The sequence below is a fragment of the Microbacterium sp. ZW CA_36 genome, assembly GCF_044987475.1.
Lineage (GTDB): Bacteria > Actinomycetota > Actinomycetes > Actinomycetales > Microbacteriaceae > Microbacterium.
Genome location: NZ_JBJDRL010000022.1, coordinates 24,019 through 44,700, shown reverse-complemented (window position 1 = coordinate 44,700; position 20,682 = coordinate 24,019). Strand labels below are relative to the sequence as shown.

The 20,682-nt window shown below is 70.0% G+C and carries 22 protein-coding genes; 13 read left to right on the top strand and 9 right to left on the bottom strand.

Annotation, left to right across the window (positions count from 1 at the left end):
• Positions 1–72 precede the first annotated feature (72 nt).
• Positions 73–1,431, top strand: a complete 1,359-nt coding sequence (locus tag ACI3KX_RS11420) for a M20/M25/M40 family metallo-hydrolase (protein WP_404909852.1) — start codon at positions 73–75, stop codon at positions 1,429–1,431.
• Between the two features lie 28 nt (positions 1,432–1,459).
• Here ACI3KX_RS11420 and ACI3KX_RS11415 read toward each other — a convergent pair whose 3' ends face one another.
• Together ACI3KX_RS11415 and ACI3KX_RS11410 are read right to left on the bottom strand one after the other, a co-directional pair.
• Entirely contained in the window at positions 1,460–1,957 is a 498-nt protein-coding gene (locus ACI3KX_RS11415) for a hypothetical protein (RefSeq protein ID WP_404909851.1), read from the bottom strand.
• A gap of 65 nt (positions 1,958–2,022) precedes the next feature.
• On the bottom strand, positions 2,023–3,294 hold the full coding sequence (locus ACI3KX_RS11410) for a DUF222 domain-containing protein (protein WP_404909850.1): 1,272 nt from the start codon (positions 3,292–3,294) through the stop codon (positions 2,023–2,025).
• Between the two features lie 244 nt (positions 3,295–3,538).
• On the opposite strand from ACI3KX_RS11410, the gene ACI3KX_RS11405 reads away from it, so the two are divergent.
• From ACI3KX_RS11405 to ACI3KX_RS11390, 4 genes are all read left to right on the top strand, one after another.
• Positions 3,539–4,087 (top strand): flavodoxin domain-containing protein, encoded by a 549-nt coding sequence (locus ACI3KX_RS11405; protein ID WP_363356142.1) that lies wholly within the window; start codon positions 3,539–3,541, stop codon positions 4,085–4,087.
• Positions 4,088–4,272: 185 nt separating this feature from the next.
• Entirely contained in the window at positions 4,273–4,659 is a 387-nt protein-coding gene (locus ACI3KX_RS11400; RefSeq protein WP_349425763.1) for a YciI family protein, read from the top strand.
• Positions 4,660–4,771: 112 nt separating this feature from the next.
• Positions 4,772–6,016 (top strand): RNA polymerase sigma factor, encoded by a 1,245-nt coding sequence (locus ACI3KX_RS11395; RefSeq protein ID WP_404909849.1) that lies wholly within the window; start codon positions 4,772–4,774, stop codon positions 6,014–6,016.
• 137 nt (positions 6,017–6,153) lie between these two features.
• On the top strand, positions 6,154–6,681 hold the full coding sequence (locus ACI3KX_RS11390; RefSeq protein ID WP_404909848.1) for a DUF1269 domain-containing protein: 528 nt from the start codon (positions 6,154–6,156) through the stop codon (positions 6,679–6,681).
• Positions 6,682–6,764: 83 nt separating this feature from the next.
• On the opposite strand, the gene ACI3KX_RS11385 is transcribed toward ACI3KX_RS11390, so the two are convergent.
• On the bottom strand, positions 6,765–7,481 hold the full coding sequence (locus ACI3KX_RS11385) for a TIGR00266 family protein (protein ID WP_363356148.1): 717 nt from the start codon (positions 7,479–7,481) through the stop codon (positions 6,765–6,767).
• A gap of 337 nt (positions 7,482–7,818) precedes the next feature.
• Between ACI3KX_RS11385 and ACI3KX_RS11380 the strand changes: the two genes are divergently transcribed.
• The 8 genes from ACI3KX_RS11380 to ACI3KX_RS11345 all read left to right on the top strand — a co-directional run bounded on the left by ACI3KX_RS11380 (position 7,819) and on the right by ACI3KX_RS11345 (position 13,265).
• On the top strand, positions 7,819–8,898 hold the full coding sequence (locus ACI3KX_RS11380; protein ID WP_404909847.1) for an amino acid ABC transporter permease: 1,080 nt from the start codon (positions 7,819–7,821) through the stop codon (positions 8,896–8,898).
• A 1-nt stretch (position 8,899) separates the two neighbouring features.
• Entirely contained in the window at positions 8,900–9,709 is an 810-nt protein-coding gene (locus ACI3KX_RS11375; protein WP_404909846.1) for an amino acid ABC transporter ATP-binding protein, read from the top strand.
• A gap of 49 nt (positions 9,710–9,758) precedes the next feature.
• The gene (locus ACI3KX_RS11370; protein WP_404909845.1) at positions 9,759–10,751 is read left to right on the top strand and encodes an ABC transporter substrate-binding protein; all 993 of its coding nucleotides are present in this window, start codon (positions 9,759–9,761) and stop codon (positions 10,749–10,751) included.
• Between the two features lie 182 nt (positions 10,752–10,933).
• Positions 10,934–11,521, top strand: coding sequence for a GNAT family N-acetyltransferase (locus tag ACI3KX_RS11365; protein WP_404909844.1), 588 nt, complete (start codon positions 10,934–10,936; stop codon positions 11,519–11,521).
• A gap of 145 nt (positions 11,522–11,666) precedes the next feature.
• Entirely contained in the window at positions 11,667–12,089 is a 423-nt protein-coding gene (locus tag ACI3KX_RS11360; RefSeq protein ID WP_404909843.1) for a cupin domain-containing protein, read from the top strand.
• Positions 12,086–12,463, top strand: a complete 378-nt coding sequence (locus tag ACI3KX_RS11355; protein WP_404909842.1) for a DUF2255 family protein — start codon at positions 12,086–12,088, stop codon at positions 12,461–12,463. The genes ACI3KX_RS11360 and ACI3KX_RS11355 overlap by 4 nt, the downstream gene beginning before the upstream one ends.
• A 241-nt stretch (positions 12,464–12,704) precedes the next feature.
• On the top strand, positions 12,705–12,836 hold the full coding sequence (locus ACI3KX_RS11350; protein WP_363356162.1) for a hypothetical protein: 132 nt from the start codon (positions 12,705–12,707) through the stop codon (positions 12,834–12,836).
• Between the two features lie 27 nt (positions 12,837–12,863).
• Positions 12,864–13,265 (top strand): ester cyclase, encoded by a 402-nt coding sequence (locus ACI3KX_RS11345; RefSeq protein ID WP_404909841.1) that lies wholly within the window; start codon positions 12,864–12,866, stop codon positions 13,263–13,265.
• A 26-nt stretch (positions 13,266–13,291) separates the two neighbouring features.
• Here ACI3KX_RS11345 and ACI3KX_RS11340 read toward each other — a convergent pair whose 3' ends face one another.
• From ACI3KX_RS11340 to ACI3KX_RS11315, 6 genes are read right to left on the bottom strand one after another with little or no spacing between them, the layout of a single operon-like run.
• Positions 13,292–14,377 carry an LLM class flavin-dependent oxidoreductase gene (locus ACI3KX_RS11340; protein ID WP_404909840.1) on the bottom strand — a complete coding sequence of 362 codons (1,086 nt, stop codon included), beginning with the start codon at positions 14,375–14,377 and terminating at the stop codon, positions 13,292–13,294.
• On the bottom strand, positions 14,374–15,246 hold the full coding sequence (locus ACI3KX_RS11335) for a DUF1684 domain-containing protein (RefSeq protein ID WP_363356169.1): 873 nt from the start codon (positions 15,244–15,246) through the stop codon (positions 14,374–14,376). Before ACI3KX_RS11335 ends, ACI3KX_RS11340 begins: the two co-directional genes overlap by 4 nt.
• Before the next feature lie 24 nt (positions 15,247–15,270).
• The gene (locus ACI3KX_RS11330) at positions 15,271–16,929 is read right to left on the bottom strand and encodes a dipeptide ABC transporter ATP-binding protein (RefSeq protein WP_404909839.1); all 1,659 of its coding nucleotides are present in this window, start codon (positions 16,927–16,929) and stop codon (positions 15,271–15,273) included.
• Complete coding sequence (locus tag ACI3KX_RS11325; protein ID WP_404909838.1) at positions 16,926–17,903, bottom strand: ABC transporter permease; 978 nt, start codon at positions 17,901–17,903, stop codon at positions 16,926–16,928. Before ACI3KX_RS11325 ends, ACI3KX_RS11330 begins: the two co-directional genes overlap by 4 nt.
• 11 nt (positions 17,904–17,914) lie before the next feature.
• Positions 17,915–18,886 carry an ABC transporter permease gene (locus ACI3KX_RS11320; RefSeq protein WP_404909837.1) on the bottom strand — a complete coding sequence of 324 codons (972 nt, stop codon included), beginning with the start codon at positions 18,884–18,886 and terminating at the stop codon, positions 17,915–17,917.
• Between the two features lie 23 nt (positions 18,887–18,909).
• Positions 18,910–20,526, bottom strand: a complete 1,617-nt coding sequence (locus ACI3KX_RS11315) for an ABC transporter substrate-binding protein (protein ID WP_404909836.1) — start codon at positions 20,524–20,526, stop codon at positions 18,910–18,912.
• Positions 20,527–20,682: the final 156 nt, after the last annotated feature.

The window sequence follows — 20,682 nt, the reverse complement described above, 5'->3', positions numbered from 1 at the left end:
CGTGTCGCGGTGTGACTCGGCGTGGCGCGGGTGCCGCCACCGGCGCCGCTCGTCGGGCTACCCTCGGGCGCGGTGGAACGTCCGCCGCCCGAGCTGGAGGATGATCTCGTGTCGACGCTGCTGGAGGACGAGGCGCTGCTGTTCGTGCAGGAGCTGATCCGGATCGACACGGTGAACACCGGAGTGCTCGCGACCATCGGCGACGGCGAGACCCGTGCCGCGCAGTACGTCCAGGAGCGCCTGGCCGAGGCGGGCATCGCGTCGGAGCTCGTGGAATCGCGCCCGGGTCGCGGGTCGCTCATCGCGCGCATCCCCGGACGCGATCGGGATGCCGGTGCCCTGCTGGTGCACGCGCACCTCGACGTCGTCCCGGTCGACGAGAAGGACTGGACCCATCCGCCGTTCGGAGCCGATATCGAGGACGGCTTCCTCTACGGCCGCGGCGCCGTCGACATGAAGAACTACGCGGGGACGATCCTGGCCGTCGCCCGTCATTTCGCGCGCGAGGGCATCGTGCCGCGACGCGACCTCGTGTTCGCGTTCCTCGCCGACGAGGAGAGCGGCGGCGTCTGGGGTGCGGGGTGGCTCGTCGAGAACCGCCCGGACCTCTTTGCCGGAGTCACGGAGGCGCTGAGCGAGGTGGGCGGATTCTCGGTGCCGCTGGCCGCCGACCCGGGCGATGCGAGGCGGGCGTACCTCGTCGCGACGAGCGAGAAGGGCGTCGCCTGGGCGACGCTCAGCGCCCGAGGGCATGCCGCGCACGGCTCTCGGCCGACCGCCGACAATGCCGTGGTGCGCCTCGCCCAGGCGGTCGCTGCGGTCGGCGCTCATCGGTTCCCCGTGGTGCGCACTCCCGCGCTGCAGCGGTTCCTCGATGTGTTCGGCGAGGCGCGCGGGCTGGCGTTCACCGACGAGTCGCTCGCCGCCGACCTGGAGAGCCTCGGGTTCGTGTCGTCGCTGGTCGGCGCGACGACGCGCAACACCGCGACGCCGACGGTGCTCGCCGCGGGTGACAAGACGAACATCATCCCGGCCGAGGCCTCGGCGCGCCTCGACATCCGCATCCTGCCGGGGGAGGACGACGCTCTGCGTTCCGGGCTGCGAGAGGTCGTGGGCGACGGCATCGAGATCCGCGAGGGGCGCTGGTGGTCGGCGACCGAGGCGCCCGTCGACGCCCCCATCATCGGCATCCTGCAGGACGCGATCTCGCACGACGATCCGGACGGCGTCGTCGTGCCGTACCTGCTGCCGGCGAGCACCGACAACAAGCACTTCGCGAGGCTCGGCATCCACGGCTATGGGTTCGTGCCGCTGCGAGTGCCCCGCGACTTCGACGTGTTCGCCCAGTTCCACGCGGCCGACGAGCGCGTCCCCGTCGACGCGCTGCACTTCTCGGCGCGTGTGACGGAGCGCATCCTGCGAACGGCCTAGAACGACGGATGCCTCGCGCCGAGGTTCTTCAGCCGCCGAACCGCTCCGCCTGCATCCGCATGGCTGCGGTGGCGGCATCCTCGTCCCACACGCGCGGCTGCGCACCCTCGAGTGCGCGGGCGAGCGGCACCCAGCCGACCCAGCGCAACGGCTCGCCGCCGGGCGCGGGTCTCAGCGCTTCGAGATCGCGGTAGTCGTCGACGCGCACCCGGTCCCACGCATGCACGATCCGGCCGTGGCCGAGGCTCAGGCCGACGTGGCCCCAGTCGCGTCGCTCGCCGAAGAGCTCGCCGACGCTCTCGTAGAACGCCAGGGCGTGGACGGGCGGCTCTCCGGTGTTCACCGATGCCGCGTAGAGGCGAGCCGATTCGGCCGCGTCGTCGCCGCCGAACATCTCGAGATCGTTCGAGCGCTCGATCGCGTCCTCGACGAACGCCAGGCAACGCGTCGCGTACGCCGTCGATCCTTCGCGTGCGAGCGCCCAGGTCACGGCGTTCACGCCGCACGTCTCCACATCGAAACTCATCAGCAGCAGGCTAGCGAACACGTCGCGCCACCCGTTGGCTCGGTCGGGGCGTGGCGGTCGTGCGATCAGAACGGCGCGTCGGAACTCTCGGTGGAGCGGAACACGGGGACCGCGCGCTCCGGCTTGACGAGGTAGTGGCGGCCGGAGGGCGAAGTCCATCGGACAGCGCCGCCCGAGCCGGGGACTTGTTCGATGCTCCAGTCGGTGTGATGTCGGACGGTGTGGTGGCCCTCGCACAGCGGTGCGAGATTGGTGAGTTCGGTGTGGCCGCCGAGGGCCCAGTCGACGTTGTGGTCGACGTCGCACCGGGAGGCCGGCATCCCGCAGCCGGGTCCCATGCATCGATCGGCACGCCACTTCACCAGCTTCTGAAGTGCGGGTGGCGGCCGGTACTGGTCGCGGCCGACGGAGAGCACCATGCCCGTCTCGGGGTGGGTCAGCACTCGCGTCCACCCGGATGCACCGCCCGCGAGTTCCCGCGCCACGGGCAGCGGGATCGGTCCGATGCCTTCCACGACCGGCGGGTCGATCCCCGCCGCGGCGCGGGATGCGTCGGAGTCGTGGAGGAGCGCGAGAACCGGTGTGGTGACGAATACCGTCGCCCGCGCACCGCGGGCGTGGTCGGGGTGGATCTCGGTGGCGCCGTCGATGAGCAGGTCGAGGACGACGTCGGCGCGTACTTGGTCGAGGGTGCGCGTCTCTCCATCGCAGGCCTTGATGGCTTTCGCCATCGCGGTCACCCGCGAGACGGCGGCGTGGATGGCGACCATGGGTGCGTAGACGTGCGCCCATCCCATCCCGTCATCGTCCGGCTCGACCGCGATCCGTCGCCTTGTCGCAGCCCTCTCGTAGCGTTCGGTGAGGGTGGCCGAGCGGACCTTGTCGATCAGTGTGCGCAGCTTGCGGCGGAAGGTGCCGACCGCCTCCGACTCCGCCAGCACGATGCCCGACTCGAGCACCTGGGCACGGAACTCCGGCTCGAGTTCGTTGACCGCGGCGACAAGGATCTGCGCGTGCACCTCGGTGATCTGTGCCCGCTCCATCGAGACCAGCACCGCCGGGTAGGAGTGCACCATCGCCTCGGCGAAGCTCAGCAGCTCGCCCGCGGCGTGCTCGGTGATTCGAAGAGCGGCCGCCAGCTCCAGCCGCACGCCCCGCTCTACGACCTCGGTCAGAACCCGGCCGTTGCGCGTCGCATCGCGAAGCGCCTCGCGCCGCATCGCATCGATCCGCTCGAGCCGCTGCGCGGCGAGCACCGTCATCATGGTGGCTGCCTCGACGACCAGATCGAGTTCATCCGGAAACACCTGGTAGGGGATGTCGGGATCGGTGAACATGCTCCGAGGTTAGAACATACCTACGACACTAAGAGTGCTTTCCCACGAGCATGACGGAGCGAGAACGCGCGCGTCGTATCGCGCACGGCAGGACCTTCGGCCCTGCAGTCGGTGCCTCTGCCGCACAGGCTGAGTCGGTGCCGCGCCTGCGGGGGGCCTTCTCCGCAGACAGCACTCACGGGGCCCGACAGGCGGGCTCCGCCTCGGCTCTTCAGCCACAGAACGCGAGTCAAGGAGATTTACCATGAAGGTACTCGTCGCATATGAGAGCAAGTACGGCGCAACAGAAGGCATCGCGGAGCGTATTGGCGAAGCGCTGCGCGAATGCGGTCTCGACGCTGACGTCATCCGCTGCAGCGAAGTGCCCGACGTCTCGGGCTACGACGCCTTCGTGGTGGGGTCGGCGACCTATGAGTTCAATTGGCGGAAGGCTGCCCGCACGTTCGTCACCCGCAATGCCGGCGTGCTCTCGTCCCGCCCGACCTGGCTCTTCAGCAGCGGGCCGCTCGGCACGGAGACCGTCGATGCGGACGGAAAGGACGTTCTGAAAGGAGCCGAGCCCAAGCAGTTCGCCGACTTCACGGACCTTCTCCACCCGAAGGGCACGCAGGTGTTCCGCGGGGCATACCACCACGACAAGATCCGCGGAGCCGACCGGATCGTCGCGTGGATGCCCGCGATTCGCGATGTCCTGCCCGAGGGCGACTTCCGCGAATGGGATGCGATCGACGCGTGGGCGGTCTCGATCGCTGAGCTTCTCGGAGCCGCCGCCCCCCGCCATACCCCAGCCTGACCGGGACGAACCTGCCGCTCAACCAAGCCCCTGGCCGCAACCCAAGGAGTGCCGATCCTGAGAATGTCTCGGGGATAGTGTCGTATCCGAGCGTCGCCGTTCGTGGATCAGGTGTGCGACCCCGTCCGGGTCGCCGCGACCGAGGAGCCACGACATGGCTCTCGTCCCGATGAGAGGAGACGGCAGTGACGAAGTATCTGATCGCATTCAACGACGAGTGGGTGCCCGAGCACACCCCCGACGAACTGCGCGCCAAGAGCGAGGCCTCGCGAGCCCTCCTCGACGACATGAAGGAGGCGGGCGTCTTCCTCTACGCGGATGGCGGAATCGATGCCTCGACCGCGGTCTGCAGCGTCGTGAGCAAGGACGGGAAGCCGGTCTTCACCGACGGGCCGTTCGTCGAGAGCAAGGAGCATCTCGGCGGATTCACCGTCGTGGAGGTGCCGGACGATGAGGCCGCACGCTACTGGGCAGGGCGACTCGCCGTCGCACTGGACTGGCCGCAGGAGGTGCACCGATTCCCGTCAGACGTCTCGGAGATCATCGAACGGCAATCGCGCGTGGCTGAATGACGATGACCCGCTGCATCCAGTCCGCGTTGGCGCCGGCTGAGGACATACAGCTCGGTGCTGTCGAATCGCGTCCGGCGCGGCTCCCGGCATCCGCTCGGGCTCTGCGGGAGTCGTGACCGGATCCCGCGTCGAGAAGGCCATCGCCCGCGCCCATCACGAGGAGTGGGCGCGGGTGGTGGCCGGTCTCGCCCGTCGCTTCGGCGATCTCGATCTCGCCGAGGATGCAGCCGCCGAGGCATTCGTCGCCGCGGTGGAGCGGTGGCCGCGCGACGGAGTACCGCCCAACCCCGGCGCATGGCTCACCACCACCGCGACGCGCAAGGCGATCGACCGGCTGCGTCGCGAGTCCCATCGCGAAGGCAAACACCAGGCGGCGCAGATGCTGTCCGACGACACTCCACACGAGCCGACCGGGCCGGTCGAGGACGACCGGCTGCGGCTGGTCTTCATCTGCTGTCATCCTGCCCTCGCCATGGAGGCGCGGGTCGCGCTGACCCTGCGCCTGCTCGGCGGGCTCACTGTCGCAGAGATCGCCCACGCCTTCCTGGTGCCGGAGACCACGATGGCGCGACGGATCACCCGCGCGAAGGCGAAGATCAAGGCGGCACACATCCCCTTCCGGATGCCGTCGGCGGGCGACATCCGCGAGCGGCTCGCCGGGGTGCTCGCGGTGATCTACCTCATCTTCAATGAGGGCTATCTCGCCACCGCCGGGGATGACCCGCTGCGCGCCGACCTGACCGACGAGGCGATCCGCCTGGGCCGCCTCCTGCGCACGCTCCTTCCCGATGAGGGTGAGGTGACCGGCCTCCTCGCCCTGATGCTCCTCGCTGACGCGCGACGCATCGCGCGCGTGTCTCACACCGGTGAGCTGGTCACCTTGGACGAGCAAGACCGCGGCGCGTGGAACCGAGCCCTGGTCGTCGAGGGGCACTCCCTGGTCCGCGAGCGGATCGGCGCGGTCGCTGCCGGTGCCTCCCCACCAGGGCGATATCAGCTGCTGGCGGCGATCAACGCGGTGCACACGGATGCCCCTTCCGCACGCGATACCGACTGGTCCCAGATCGTCGCTCTCTACGACCGCCTGATCCGGCTCGATGGCTCCCCGATCGTGCGACTCAACCGCGCGATCGCGGTCGCCGAACTGGACGGCCCCGATGTCGCGCTCGCCGAGATCGACCGACTCAGCGAGGCCCTCGACGGGTACCACGCCTACCACGCGGCGCGCGCCGACCTGCTGCGGAGGGTCGGGCGAAGTGACGCATCTCGGAGGGCGTACGACCGAGCCATCGAACTCGCCGGCAACCCGGCCGAGCGGGCGTACCTCACCCGCCGTCGCGACCAGCTCGTGTGGTGACGCGGGACTGGCGAGAATTCACCGTTCAGAGCCTCGCGGGCCCGTGTCGCTGCGCAATAGGATCACAGCACCTTGATGACCCAGAGTCCGAAAGCGACCGGCCGGTCGCTTTCGGAGATCAACCGAAGGAGAGATCGATGGGTACGCAGAACCTCGCACTGGTGGTCGGCTCGTATGACGACACGGACTCCGCGGCAGACGACTACGAAGCCCTCCGAAGCGGCCAGGACACCGGCGGGTACGAGATCATCGGCGCCGTGGTGCTCGTCCGTGACAAGGATGGCAAGGTCCAGGTCAAGGAGCACGGCGACAAGTCCGTGGGCCACGGTGCGGCCTGGGGCGCCGGCGCCGGAGTGGTCGTCGGCCTGTTCGCGCCGCCGCTCTTGGCGGCCACCGCGATCGGTGCCGGTATCGGCGCGATCCTCGGAAAGATCAAGAAGAACCGTGAGGAGAAGCAGTTCGGCGTCGATGTCGACGAGTACCTCGCGCCCGGGACCTCCGCGGTCGTCGCGGTCGTCGACGACAAGTGGGCCGACAACGTCGAGAAGGCGCTGACCAGGGCCGACAAGCGGATCAGCAAGGCGATCGATTCCGACGACTACGAGAAGCTGCGCGAGGCGATCGACAAGTCAGCCGACGACGTCGTCGAGCAGATCAACTCCTAGCGGTTTCCAGAGGAGGCCCGGCGGGCGAGCGCCGGGCCCCGCCTCTCATCTCACGCGAGACGCCCGAGCCCTCTCGCCCGCGGTCAGGAGCTGCTGCTGGAGCCCGACGAACGATCGGGCAGGTAGGGCTCGATCGCGGCGGCGAGCTTCGCCGGCGACATCGACTGCAGCCAGATGCGGCCCGGACCGTGGATCTCTGCGAGAAAGAGCGAGTCGCCGAAGAACTTGTTCTTGATGCCCTTCACCGAGCTGAACTCCAGATTCATGTCGGCCTCGAACATCGCGAGGTGCCCGGGATGGATGAGGAGGGACTGACCGGCCGCCAGCTCGTATTCGGTGATCTCCCCGGCCAGCTGCACCCACGCCGTTCCGTTCCCGGCCAGCTTCTGGAAGACCACGCCCGCGCCGCCGAAGATGCCGGCGCCGAGCTTCTTCTGCAGTCCGACCGACACCTCGACTCCGGCGGTGCTCGCCGAGTACGACCCCTGCTGGACCATGTACGAGTCGGCGGCGTCGATGTCGAGCTGGCGGATCGTGCCCGGCAGCTGCGCGGCGAACGCGAGCAGTCCGCCCTGCCCCGGCGCCGTGTATTCGGTCAGGAACAGCTGCGCGCCGCCGAGCACCCGCTTGAGTCCGCTCATGAAACCTCCCTGCCCGCCCGTGCCGTGCACCGTCGAGGTGTCCAGGGCGAAGCCGGGTGACATCCATGCCACGTCCCCGCCCTCCGCGACGATCTTCTCCCCGGACTCGAGGGTCAGCTCGAGAATCGGCATGGTCGTGCCCGCAATCGTCGACTTCATGCGATTCAACGTAGTCACGAACGCTTCGCGAAGAAACAAGAATCGCTAGATTCCCTAGCGATTTTCGAAATGCCGTCGGCGCGCCCACCGCGTGAACCCGGCGACGACGGTGACCTCGTCGAGTCGTCCGGCGCGCGGCATAGCGCGACGTCGGGTCTCCGGGCGCGGCAGACCGCGGTCTGCGTCGGTGCATGCCGGAGTGTGACGCCGCGTTGCGGAGCGTCACCATCCGTGTCGCCGCGCGCCCGTGACGGCTGGGCCGCGCGGGAGGTGTCGCCCTAGCTTCGGCGTACCGGCGCACCCCGCAGACACCGCGCCGCCGACCGAGGAGCCCCTCATGACCGACACACTCCCGCGCCAGGCAGGCGCCGCCGAAGCCGCGACGCCGACGCCGCCGGCGTCGTCGCGCGTCGATCTCGGCGACCTCACCGTCGTCCACACCCGGCACTGGTTCCGGTGGTCGATCGGCATCGTCGTGCTGTTCGTCGTCGCACAGTTCGCGTGGTCGCTGGTGACGAACGAGAACTATGAGTGGGACGTCTTCGCCCACTACTTCCTGTCGGAGCCGGTGCTCCAGGGCGTGGGCCTCACCCTGCTGCTGACGGTGATCTCGGCATCCATCGGCTTCGTCCTCGGGACGCTCCTGGCGCTCGCCCGCCTCGCGAAGTCGCCCCTCCTGAACTCTGCCGCGTGGCTGTTCATCTGGTTCTTCCGCTCGGTGCCCCTCGTCGTGCAGATCATCGTCTGGTACAACCTCGGCTACCTGTACCCGACGCTCGGCCTCGGCACCCCGTTCACGACGGACTTCTGGATCGTCGAGTTCCCGACGGTGCAGCTGATCAGCGCCTTCGCGGCCGCGATCCTCGGGCTCGGCCTGAACCAGGCGGCGTATTCGGCCGAGATCATCCGCGGCGGCCTGCTGTCGGTCGACCAGGGCCAGCTCGAGGCGGCCGCGGCGCTCGGCATCCCGCCCCGCCGTCGCCTGACGCGCATCGTGCTCCCGCAGGCGATGCGCTCGATCGTCCCCAACGCCACCAACGAGGTGATCGGGCTGGTCAAGGGCGCGTCCGTCGTGTTCGTGATCGCCCTGCCCGAGGTCTTCTACGCGGTGCAGGTCATCTACAACCGCAACAGTCGCGTGATCCCGCTGCTGCTCGTCGCGGTCGTCTGGTACACGATCATCACCACCGTGCTGAGCATCGCGCAGTACTACATCGAGCGGCACTACGCCCGCGGCACGGTGCGCGTGCTGCCGCCGACGCCCGTGCAGCGGGCCCGCCACTGGATCGCCGTGCAGTGGGCGCGTCTGGGCGACTCCGAGACCGGTCCGGCACCGCTTGTGGGGGTCGATGCCCCGGTCGTCGCGAAGGCGACGTTCCAGGGTTCGAGCAACGACGCGAAGTTCGGAGGGCATTGACATGCGCACTGACACCATCACCGCTGAAATCGGCCGCACGACCGCCACGCGCGGGCTCGTCGAGATCCACAACGTCCACAAGAGCTATGGCGGCGCCGAGGTGCTGCGCGGCATCGATCTGACCGTCGAGCCGGGCGAGGTCGTCGCGATCCTCGGGCCGAGCGGCTCGGGCAAGTCGACGCTGCTGCGCACCATCAATCACCTCGAGAGCGTCGACCGGGGCTCGGTCACGGTCGACGGCCAGCTGATCGGCTACGAGCTGCGCGGCGGCAGGCTCTACGAGCTGCGCGAGCGGGAGGTGCTGGAGCGGCGGACGCAGATCGGCATCGTCTTCCAGAACTTCAATCTCTTCCCGCATCTGACCGCGCTCGAGAACGTCACCGAGGCGCCGATCGCCCTGGGGCGGCTCTCGAAGGACGATGCCCGCGAGCTCGCGCTGGGGCTGCTCGACCGCGTCGGCCTCGCCGACAAGGCCGAGCACTACCCGCGTCAGCTGTCGGGCGGACAGCAGCAGCGCGTCGCGATTGCCCGCGCGCTGGCGCTCAAACCCAAGGTGATCCTGTTCGACGAGCCGACGAGCGCGCTCGACCCGGAGCTGGTCGGCGAAGTGCTCGACGTCATCCGCGACCTCGCGCAGCTGGGCACGACTCTCATCATCGTCACGCACGAGGTCGGCTTCGCCCGTGAGGTGGCCGACCGCGTCGTGTTCCTCGACGGCGGCCAGGTCGTCGAGCAGGGCCCGCCCGCCGAGGTCCTCGTCACACCGAAGCACCCCCGCGTCCAGGACTTCCTTGCGAAGGTCCTGGCCTGACCCAGAGATCTCGATACCGAGTCTTCACCCGAGAGAAGGAAACACAGCAATGGCACTGAGCAAGAAGCAGGGCATCGCGATCGGCGTCGGCGTCGTCGCGGTGGCCGCGATCGTCGGCGGCGTCGTCTGGGGCGTCAACCAGAACGCCCCGGCCGAGGCGGCCGCCCCCGACGTGACCGAGGAGTCGGCGAACGTCGCGACCGACGACATCCAGTGGGTCCGCCTCGACGAGCCCGTCGCCGAGGCGGTCGAGGCGCTCGAGGCGAGCGGCTTCGAGCCGGTCGAGCCGGGCAAGCTCACCGTGGCGCACTCCGCCTATGTCCCGCCGCTGGGCTACATCCCCGAGGGTGAGACCGAGGCCGCCGGCACCGAGCCGAACATCGGTGCGCTGATCGCCGACGCTCTGGGCCTCGAGTACAACCCGGTCGTCGTCGCATGGGCGGACTGGCCCCTCGGCATCCAGTCGGGAAAGTACGACCTCATCACGTCGAACGTCACCGTCACGGAAGAGCGCAAGGAGCTCTACGACTTCGCGAGCTACCGCGAGGACCTGCTCGGCTTCTACGTGAAGAGCGACAGCGACATCGAGAAGATCGAGGAGGCCGCCGACATCTCGGGCCTCACCATCGCGGTCGGCTCGGGCACCAACCAGGAGCAGGTGCTGCTCGCCTGGAACGAGGAGCTCGAGACCGCCGGCGAGGAGCCCGCCGAGCTGCAGTACTTCGACGACAACGCCGCGACCGTGCTGGCGCTGCAGTCCGGCCGCATCGACGCGACGTTCGGGCCGAACGCGACGTCGGCGTGGTCTGCCCGCGAGACCGGTGACACCAAACTCGTCGGCCTCGTGCCCGGCGGCTGGCCCCTGACCGCGAACATCGCCGCCGCGACGGCCAAGGGCAACGGGCTCATCGAGCCGGTGGGTATCGCGCTCAACCATCTCATCGAGAACGGGCAGTACGACGAGGTTCTCGAGATCTGGGACCTCGAATCGGAGCGTGTCGACGAGAGCCTGATCAACCCGCCTGGACTCCCCAAGTCCTGACGCACCTGTGCCGGCCGGGTCCTCCGCGGGTCCGGCCGGCGCCACGCGTCTCCGTTGCCATCCGCTCGTGTCCGTCTGAGGGAGCACCGATGTCCCGCGTCCCGCTCACCGATCCGCCGTCTTCTTCCGCTGCGGAGACGGATGCCGGAGCCCGCCGTCTCGCACCGGGTTACGGTCGATGGGTGCACAGCTCTTCCCCCGACCAGGGCACCGTCCCCTCACCTGACCAGACCGCCGAGGCGGCATCCCACTCCGCCGACTGGACCATCCGGCTCGTCCGCCCCGAGGAGTACGAGCGCGCCGGCGATGTCACCGCGGAGGCCTACCTGTCGAGCTACGGCGAGCTGTCGGACGAGTACGTGGCGTCGCTGCGCGACGTCGCCGGCCGAGTTCAGGACGGTGACGTCTGGGTCGCGGTCGACGCCAACGGAGACATCCTCGGCACCGTGTGGGTCGCGCGAGAGGGCAAGCCGCTCGCGGACATGGCTCAGCCCGGCGAGACGGACTTCCGCCAGCTGGCCGTCGCACCGGTCGCACGGGGACGAGGCATCGGCGAGGCTCTCACCCACCACGTCATCGAGCTCGCGCGCGAGCGGGGCTCGCACCGCGTCGTCATGAATAGCGGGCCTGAGATGACCGGCGCCCACGCGCTCTACGCGAAGCTCGGCTTCCAGCGGATGTCGGAGCGCGAGGGGTTGTGGGAGGTACAGCCCGGCCGGTGGATCGAGCTGTACGCGTTCGGCTACGACCTGGCTCCCGCGCTCCGCTGACATCTCGCCGGGCCTGCGAACGCCCGGCATCCTGTGGGGGGCACCGGCAGTACACGTCACACCAGGACCTTCCCCAGGCGGGACGGTGGGGGTGGAATGGGGTGGCGGCCGCGGAGGCAGCGCAGACCGCAGGAAGGCAGGACTGATGAGCACGCGGATGCAGCCGAAGACGCCCACCGTGAAGGGGCCCGACGAATGGTTCACCGGCGACGTGTACTTCAACGCGTACTACGCCGGTGAGGAGCCCTCCCGTGCGCGGCTGAATCTCGTCAGGTTCACCCCCGGTGCGCACACGGCCTGGCACACGCACGCCGTAGGGCAGACCCTCCACGTCACCGAGGGCCGTGGATACGTGCAGAGTCGCGGTGAGGACGTCATCGAACTGCATCCCGGCGACACCGTGTACACCCCGGCGGGGGAGTGGCACTGGCACGGCGCGACCGGGGACGACTTCATGTGCCACCTCGCGATGTGGGAAGCACCGGCCACAGGGGAGCCGGAGACCGTCTGGGGCGACAAGCTCGCGCCCGGCGAGTACCCGCGCAGCAGCCGCGAGAGCGCGTCGTGACCGCCTGGACCGCGGACGAGCTCCGCCGGATCGGCGGCGCCACCGAGCTGCGCGTGACGTCGCAGCGGCCGGACGGGACACTGCGGCCCTTCACCACGATCTGGCACGCCACCGTCGGCGACACGCTCTACATCCGCTCCGCCCGTGGGCCGGAGAACGGATGGTTCCGCCGGGCGCTGCGCTCCGGCCAGGGTCGGATCAGCGCCGGCGGCGTCGAGGTCGACGTCACCTTCCGCCTTGCCGACCCCGAGGTGCGTCCGAGCCTCGACAGCGCCCTCCATGCGAAGTACGACCGGTACGGGCCGGGCCCCGTCGGAGCCATCACCGGCGACGACGTCCTCGAGACCACGCTCGAGGTCCTGCCGCGACGCTGAGATGACGCGACGGCCGTCGGCGTCGGGTCCATGGCCCGGCGCCGACCGCCCCGCCCCGGATCGCGCCTCGCCAATTTTGTAGAAACAGGCGACAACCGGCCGTTTTGCGCCTACCCTTGGCCTGGCGCCCCAGACCCCCGGCGTTCACCTCGGCACACAGGCCTCCGCGCGAGCCCGCTCCCTCGGCTCGTCGACGTTCCGACCCTGTGCTGCCGCACGCGGCCATCGGCAGGGATCGGACATGACGGAGCAGGACTACTCGTTCGGCAAGGCGCTGTTCGGACGACGCTGGCGAGCGATCGCGCCGATCTTCGACTGGGTCCGCAGGGCGTGGCACCAGGCGCTGCCGTCGGGGCGCGACTCGATACGGTGACGTCCCCGCTCCCCGGATAATGAGGGAGTGGAGCCGTGGGAGATGCGGGAGTGGTACGCCGAGTACCTCGACGCCTGCAACAGGCACGACATCGACGCCATCCGCTCGTTCGTCGATCCGTCGGTCCGGCGCGCCCATCTGCCCGGTGGGGCCGAGGCGTGGGTCACCGATATGGCCGACCTGTTCCAGGGCTTCCCCGACTGGCGGTGGCGCCGCATCCAGCTCGTCGTGGAGGACGACCGCGTCGCCGCCCATCTGCGCGGCAGCGGCACCCATTCGGGGACGTACCGCGGTATCGCCCCCACTCGGCGCCATGTCAATGTGGCCGAGTTCGCGATGTACCGTGTGACCAACGGGCGCATCACCGAGTTCACCGGTTCCGAGAACGATCTCGAAATGCGCACGCAGCTCGGCAGGTCCGAGCGGTAGCCGACATCGCCCACGCCTCGCGGGCGTCAGGCGACGGCGAGCTCGTGGGTGCGCAGCCCGTGGGGGTCGGCATCCGTCCACAGCGCCGTCGGGAACTCCCGTCGCAGCACAGGGGCGACCTCGTCGGCGAAGCGCTCGAGGATCTCGAGCTGCCGACCGAACGGCACCGTCGTCGGCAGGCTGATGGACTGCAGGTCGTGCCCGAGCCGCCCGTGGAACCGGGCGATCTTGTCGATCACCTGCTGCGGCGTGCCGACGAGGGCCGGACCCTCGGCGACGGCGTGCTCGATGTCGCGGAACGGGGTGTTGTTCCCGGGCACGTTGGTGGCGGCCACGATCGCGTTGTACACGGGACCGTACTGGCGGATCGCCTCCTGGGTGGTGTCCGCGATGAAGAGAGCCCCGGAGCCGGCAGCGACGAACGCGCTCGCCGGGTCGTGGCCGTGCCGCGCGAACTCGGAGCGGTAGTGGTCGACGAGCACGCCGTAGTTCTCGAGAGGCTGGATGGCGTTCGCACTGAACAGCGGGTCGCCGAAGCGGGCGGCGAGTCCGGCCGAGAAGAGCGTCGTGGCAGACCCGTGCCAGACCCGCGGCGCCCCGGCGAAGGGTCGGGGCAGGGTCGTCACGCCGGTCAGCGCACGGGTGAACTCGCTACCCGGCCAGGTGACGTCCTCCTCGCGCCAGAGGGTCCGCAGCAGCTCGTACTTCTCGGCGAGCAGCTCCCACTGATCATCGATGTCGAGCCCGAAGAGCGGGAACTGGGCGACCTCGTTGCCTTTGCCGATCGTGATCTCGAGCCGGCCGGCCGACAGCTGATCGATCGTGGCGTAGTCCTCCGCGACGCGGACGGGGTCCAGCACCGAGAGCACCGTGACGCCCGAATTGAGACGGATGCGGGAGGTCCGGGCCGCGATCGCACCCAGCAGCACCGTCGGCGACGATGAGATGAAGTGCCCCGCGTGGCGCTCGCCGATGGCCACGGCATCCATCCCGAGTTCTTCGGCACGGATCGCCTGCTGCAGCGTCTCGGCGAACCGCTCGGACGGCGAGACCTGGCGACCGGTGATCGGGTCGGCGCGATACGGGACGATGTCCAGGAGCTGGAACCTCATGCGGCCACCCCCGGCGCGACGAGCGCATCGGTGGAGCGCACGCGCGTGAGCGGCGTCTTCTCGCCGGCCTCGATGCCGATCGGCAGGCGGTTGCCCTCCGGCGGCAGCGGGCACGTCGCGAAGTCGGTGTACGCGCACGGGAGGTTGACGGCGCGGTTGAAGTCGATCGCGGTCCAGCCGTCGGCGTCCGGCGTGTCGACACCCACCGAGCGGTTCGCGGCGTACGTGGTGAGCCCGCTCGTCGCGTCGGTGAACAGCACGAGGAGGGCGCCGGGCGCCTTGCCGTCGAACGCGGTGAGCGTGAAGTCCTCGCCGCGCCACGAGAACTCGAGCACGCCGGGGGCGTCGTAGACGTGGGTGAGGCCGTCGACGGCGGCGCCCACCTCTGTGGGGAGGGGTGCGTCGAACGGGCGGAAGCGCGCGGCCACGCGCCAGCGTGGATTGGGCAGATACGTCGGGGTGCCGGGGTACTCCGCGAGGAACGGGTGGTCGGCGCGACGCGGCCGCAGGATCGTGTGCCCACCGCGCTGCGCGATCTCTACCGCACCGGCGATGGCGCCGTCGGTGAAGCCGGGTGTGATGCTGCTGCGCTCCGGGAGCTCACCGAAGGTGTGGCGCCCGGTGATCGTCACGCCGTCGAGCGTGAGGCTCTCACCCTCGGCGAGCTCGACGACGACACCGTCGGCTTCGAGGCTCCATGTTCCCGGTGCGCCCGGCAGTGTGGTCGGCTCGGAGCCCAGCCAGTGCAGGCCGGTGATGGCGAAGAACCCGAGCGCGTCCGCCCGGTGGGTCTCGTGGCCGCGGTGCCAGGCCTCCCAGTCGCGCCCGAACTGGGCGCGGTCGATGTCGGTATTGAGGGTGGTGGTCATGTCGTCCTCGGTATCTCGTGGTGGTCAGGAGACCGGCACCGGCGCGGACCGCGCCGATCCCGGGATCGCGTCGATGAGGCGTCGCGTGTACTCCTCGCTCGGAGCGCCGAGCACGCGCGAGGTCGCACCCTGTTCGACGATGCGCCCGTGCTGCATCACGGCCACACGGTCGGAGATCTCGCGCACGACGGCGAGGTCGTGGCTGATGAACAGGTACGACACCCCGACGTCGCGCTGCACGGCCGCGAGCAGATCGAGGATCTGCGCCTGCACCGACACGTCGAGAGCCGACACGGCCTCGTCGAGCACGACCAGGTCGGGGTGCAGCGCGAGGGCGCGTGCGATCGCGACGCGCTGGCGCTGACCGCCCGAGAGCTCGGCGGGGCGCCGCGAGGCCGTCCCCGCCGGCAGCGCGACCTGGTCGATGAGCTCGCGCACGCGGCGCGCACGCTCGGCCTTGCCGACGCCGTAGGCGCGCAGCGGCTCGTCGACCACCTCGGCGATCGTGAACCTAGGGTCGAGCGATGCGAAGGGGCTCTGGTAGACGAGCTGGAACCGGCGCCTCAGCGTGCGCAGCTCCTCCCGCGTCGCGGCGACGATGTCGTTGCCGTCGAATCGGATGCCGCCTGCCGTCGGCTTCTCGAGCCGCAGCGCGAGTCGCGCCGTCGTGCTTTTGCCCGACCCCGACTCCCCGACGATCGCGAGCGTCTCCCCGCGGTCGATGCGGAACGACACGTCGTCGACGGCGACCAGCTTCTCGCGCCCGGGGAGCGGGAACTCCTTGCGGAGGCCGGTCACCTCGAGGAGAGCGGGGGTACCGGCATCCGCCGTGGGTCGGGGCTCACGCTCGGCCGTGCGCGCTGCGCCCGACTCGGTGCCGCGCGTACCAGCCGTCCCGCGCAACCCCGGCGCCGCCGCGATGAGCGCGCGCGTGTACGGATGCTGCGGATCCTCCAGCACCGACCGCGCAGGGCCCGTCTCCACGATCTCGCCCTGCTGCATCACGATGATGCGGTCGGCGCGGTCGGCCGCGACGCCGAGATCGTGCGTGATGAGCAGCACCGCGGTGCCGAGCGTCGACGCGAGCGTGTCGATGTGGTCGAGGATCTGCTTCTGCACCGTCACGTCGAGGGCGCTCGTCGGCTCATCGGCGATCACGAGCTGCGGCTCGGCCGCCAGCGCCGTCGCGATGAGGGCGCGCTGCTTCATGCCGCCCGAGAACTGATGGGGGAACTGACGTGCGCGGGCCTCGGGCTCGCCGATCCCGGCGAGGCGGAGCAGCTCGACCGCCTGCGCGTCGGCGCCGCGCCGGGTCGCGAGGCCGTGGACGACGAGCGGCTCGCCGACCTGGCGACCCACCCGCTTGACCGGGTTGAGGCTCGTCGTCGGATCCTGCGGGATGAGGCCGATGCGGCGGCCGCGCACCTCGCGCCACGCCCGCGGCGAGAGCGCGGTGAGATCGGCGCCGTCGAAGCGGATGGTGCCGGCGTCGACGGAGGCGTTCCCGGCGAGCAGGTGGATCACCGCGTGGGCGGTCGTGCTCTTGCCCGACCCGGACTCCCCGACGATGGCGACGACCTCGCCGCGGTCGACGGTGAAGCTCACATCGCGGACGGCAGCGCGCGGCACGCCGCCGAGCGCGTACGACACCGACAGGCCGGACACCTCCAGCAGCGCCGTCATCGGATTCCTCCGTTGCGCTCGAGGGCGCGAGAGATGCGGTTGGCCGACAGGACGACCGCGACGATCACGAGCCCCGGAAGCGTGGTCAGCCACCACGCGACGGCGAGATAGTCGCGACCGCCCGCCACGAGCGAGCCCCACTCCGGCGTGGGCGGCGGGGCTCCGAAGCCGAGGAACGACAGCGACGAGATCGCGAGCACCATGACTCCGAACTCGAGTGCGGCGAGAGCGACGACCGGTCCCGACGCGTTCGGCAGCACGTGCCGGCGCAGCACGGTGTACCAGCGCACGCCCGAGACGCGGGCGGCCTCGACGTAGACGGCGGTGGCGATCTGCAGCACCTCGGCGCGCATGACGCGGGAGAAGGATGCCACGCTGGCGAGGCCGACGGCGACGGCGACGTTGAGCGTGCCGAAGCCGAGAGCTGTGATGAGGGCGAGTGAGAGCAGCAGGCTGGGGATCGCCAGCAGCACATCCATGAAGCGCATGATCGCGTCGTCGACGAAACCGCGGAGGAACCCGGCCAGCAGGCCGAACAGCGAACCCACAGCCAGTCCCACCACGACGGCCACCGTCGTCGCGGCGAGCGAGGTCGCCGCGCCGTACACGACGCGGGCGTAGAGGTCGCGGCCGAGGTTGTCGGTGCCGAAGATGTGCTCCGCGCTCGGCGGGAGCAGGCGGTCCTGCGGCACTCCGACGATCGGATCCCACGCGGTGAACCACGAGGGCACCAGCGCCCACAGCGTCACGAGCGCCAGCACGAGGATCGACGCCACGAGCGTCGGCTGCGTGAGCACGGCGACGATGGGCTTCAGCGCGGAGCGCCGGGTCGCGGCATCCCTTCGCTCGTGCTCCAGCGAAGCGGCCGCGCTGCCTCCCGCGGGATCGGCGTCGGGATCGACGAACCCCTCGATGAACGGGTCGCGCGGCTCGATGGTGCGCGCGGGGGCGGAGAGCACGTTCTCGACGGTCATGGCTGCTCCTGTCAGGCCGCGACGAACGCCGTGCGGGCGAGCGTGATGCGACGGTCGATGAGGGGGTAGACGAGGTCGACGACGAGGTTCGCGACGACGAAGACGAGAGCGGCGAAGACGACGACCGCCTGCACGACCGGCACGTCGCGGTTGTTGACGGCGGTCACGACGAGGCGGCCGATGCCCAGGCGGGAGAACACGGTCTCGGTGACGACGGCCCCCGAGAGCAGTCCGCCGATGAGCACGCCGACCATCGTGAGCGCGGGGATCGCCGCGTTGCGGAAGGCGTGGCCCAGCTGCACGCGACGTTCGCTCGCACCCTTGGCGCGCACGATCTCGACGTACGGCTGCGCGAGTGTGGACCGCAGGCTCCTGGACAGCAGCTGCGCGATGAACGCCCCGGAGGGGATCGCGATCGTGACGGCCGGCAGTACGAGGCTCTCGAACCCCTCGTTGCCCATCGAGGGGAACAGCCGCAGCCGGAACGAGAACGCCTGCAGCAGCAGGAGCCCGATCCAGAACACGGGGACCGAGACGCCGAGGGGCGGCAGGGACGAGAGGATGTTGCGCACCCACTGGGCCCGGGCGAGCGAGGCCGCCAGCGCCAGAGCGATGCCGAAGACGACCGACAGCGCGAACGCGAACGCGGTGAGCGCGAGCGTCGGCGGCAGGGACTCGAGGAGCAGATCGGATGCCGGGCGCCCGGTCTGCGTCGACGTTCCGAAGTCGCCGGTCAGCGCCTTGCCGAGCGCGGCGAGGTACTGCTCCCACAACGGGCGGTCGAGCCCGAGCTCGCTGCGCAGCTGCGCCACGAGCGCGGGGTCGATCGCCTCCTGGTCGCCGCCGCCCGCGAACAGCGTCGCGGCGTCACCCGGAAGGAGATAGAGGATGAGGAACGAGATCGTGTAGGCGGCCCACAGGACCACCAGGCCCTGCCCGATCCTCCGGGCGATGTAGCTCCCCCACATGGTCTCGCTCCTCATCCTCTCGATGCTCTTCGCAGGCTCTACTCGGCGATCCAGGCGTCGTAGAAGTCCAGGCGGCTGGACGCCTCGAACGTCAGCCCCTGCACCTTCGACGCGGCGGTGATGGTCGTGGAAAGCTGGTAGATCGGGATCGAGTAGCCGCCCGTGACGAGCAGGCCCGCGGCCTCGTCGACGACCTTCTGGCGCTCGGCCGGGTCGATGATCGCGGCCTGCTCGTCGAGCAGCTCGTCGACCTCGGCGGGCTCGGTGCGCTTGGTGGCGTTGTTGGTGCCGCTGACCGAGAACACCGTGCGCAGCACGTCAGGGTCGGCCCGGGTCAGGTTGCCGTACGAGAAGTCGTACGTGCCGTCGGCGTTCGCGGCCGTCACGTCGGCGATGCTCGCGAAGGTGAGCTGCAGGTCGACGCCGATCTGGCGCAGCTGCTGCTGCACGAGCTCGAGTACCTCCTTCGGCGACTGCCAGTAGGTCACGTGGAAGCTGAGCTTCTCGCCGTCCTTCTCGCGGATGCCGTCTTCCGCCTCGGTCCAGCCCGCCTCGTCGAGCAGGTCGGCGGCGCCCTCGGGGTCGTACTCGAGCACGTCGCTGAGGTCGGTGAAGTACGGCGTCGATGACGCGAGCGGCGACACGGCGGGTAGATCGTCCGGGCCGAGCAGCGTCGACGTGATCTGCTCGCGGTCGATGCCCTTCTGGATCGCGAGGCGCACGCTCTCGTCGGCGAGCTTCTCTGTCGACTGGTTGGCGTAGAGGTTGTACACCGACCCGGGGTTCGCGCGGTTGAGCGACCAGAAGTCGCCGGATTCGAAGAGCACGGCGTCGGCGGTCGCGATGCCGGTGGTGGCGTCGATCTGACCCGACTGCAGGCTGCCGGTGCGGTTGCCCGACTCGGGGATCACCTTGTACGTGATGGTGTCGAGGTACGCCTCACCGGTGTGGCCGGCGGTCGACGGACCCCACTCGTATCCCTCGCGGCGCTCGAGCACGGCGCCCTCGTTGGGCGTGTAGCTCTCGACCGAGAACGGACCCGAGCCGACGAAGTCGCCGAGGCAGCGATCCGCCTGGCTGACGGCGGCCGTCGCGGGCGACAGCAGACCGAGCGAGAACGTGGAGGTCGCCTGCAGGAACTGCGCGCTGGGCTCCGAGAAGTTGACCGTCACGGTGTGCTCGTCGACGACGTCGATGCTCTCGAGGTCGGCGAGAAACGACGAGCCGAGCGTCGCCTTCGCACCGAGGGCGACGATCGCCTCGAAATTGGTCTTGACGGATGCCGCGTCGATCGGCTCGCCGTCGGCGTACGTGGGCCCCTCCTGCAGCGTGAACGTGAAGCTCGTGGCGTCGTCGTTCACCTCGTAGTCCTCGGCGAGCCACGGCAGGACGTCGCCGGTCTCGGGGTCCTGGATCGTGAGCGAGGCGACGGTCTGCCGCGCGATCGCGATCGCGTCGTTGTTGCCGACCTGCTGGGGGTCGATGCACTGGCTGTCGACGGAGATCGCGAAGGTCAGGTCGCCGCCGGTGACGGGCTCCGCTTCGGCGGATGCGGTCGGGGCGGCGTCGCCGGCGCCGGTCGCGCACGCGGTGAGCGCGAGCGCGACGACGCCGATCGCCGCGAGGGCGGCGGTACGGGGTCGGTTGAGCGACATGGGGTCTCCAGAAAGCTGTGGCGGGCGGGTCGCGGCAGGCTGCCGGGCTCGTGGCTTCAGCGTCTCCGAGCAGCCCGGCGCACCGCGATCGGCCCCGTCACACGGCGGAAATCGGGGTCGCGGGTGTTCACACGCCGTCACGCGGCGTCATACGCC

Excerpts from the sequence above, each read along its gene's own strand:
- ACI3KX_RS11405 (WP_363356142.1), top strand. The coding sequence starts at position 3,539 with ATGAAGGTACTCGTCGCATATGAGAGCAAGTACGGCGCAACAGAAGGC.
- ACI3KX_RS11315 (WP_404909836.1), bottom strand. The coding sequence starts at position 20,526 with ATGTCGCTCAACCGACCCCGTACCGCCGCCCTCGCGGCGATCGGCGTC.
- ACI3KX_RS11350 (WP_363356162.1), top strand. The coding sequence starts at position 12,705 with ATGACGGAGCAGGACTACTCGTTCGGCAAGGCGCTGTTCGGACGACGC.
- ACI3KX_RS11380 (WP_404909847.1), top strand. The coding sequence starts at position 7,819 with ATGACCGACACACTCCCGCGCCAGGCAGGCGCCGCCGAAGCCGCGACG.
- ACI3KX_RS11320 (WP_404909837.1), bottom strand. The coding sequence starts at position 18,886 with ATGAGGAGCGAGACCATGTGGGGGAGCTACATCGCCCGGAGGATCGGG.
- ACI3KX_RS11385 (WP_363356148.1), bottom strand. The coding sequence starts at position 7,481 with ATGAAGTCGACGATTGCGGGCACGACCATGCCGATTCTCGAGCTGACC.
- ACI3KX_RS11415 (WP_404909851.1), bottom strand. The coding sequence starts at position 1,957 with ATGAGTTTCGATGTGGAGACGTGCGGCGTGAACGCCGTGACCTGGGCG.
- ACI3KX_RS11375 (WP_404909846.1), top strand. The coding sequence starts at position 8,900 with ATGCGCACTGACACCATCACCGCTGAAATCGGCCGCACGACCGCCACG.
- ACI3KX_RS11390 (WP_404909848.1), top strand. The coding sequence starts at position 6,154 with ATGGGTACGCAGAACCTCGCACTGGTGGTCGGCTCGTATGACGACACG.
- ACI3KX_RS11410 (WP_404909850.1), bottom strand. The coding sequence starts at position 3,294 with ATGTTCACCGATCCCGACATCCCCTACCAGGTGTTTCCGGATGAACTC.
- ACI3KX_RS11360 (WP_404909843.1), top strand. The coding sequence starts at position 11,667 with ATGAGCACGCGGATGCAGCCGAAGACGCCCACCGTGAAGGGGCCCGAC.
- ACI3KX_RS11340 (WP_404909840.1), bottom strand. The coding sequence starts at position 14,377 with ATGAGGTTCCAGCTCCTGGACATCGTCCCGTATCGCGCCGACCCGATC.
- ACI3KX_RS11335 (WP_363356169.1), bottom strand. The coding sequence starts at position 15,246 with ATGACCACCACCCTCAATACCGACATCGACCGCGCCCAGTTCGGGCGC.
- ACI3KX_RS11330 (WP_404909839.1), bottom strand. The coding sequence starts at position 16,929 with ATGACGGCGCTGCTGGAGGTGTCCGGCCTGTCGGTGTCGTACGCGCTC.
- ACI3KX_RS11370 (WP_404909845.1), top strand. The coding sequence starts at position 9,759 with ATGGCACTGAGCAAGAAGCAGGGCATCGCGATCGGCGTCGGCGTCGTC.
- ACI3KX_RS11325 (WP_404909838.1), bottom strand. The coding sequence starts at position 17,903 with ATGACCGTCGAGAACGTGCTCTCCGCCCCCGCGCGCACCATCGAGCCG.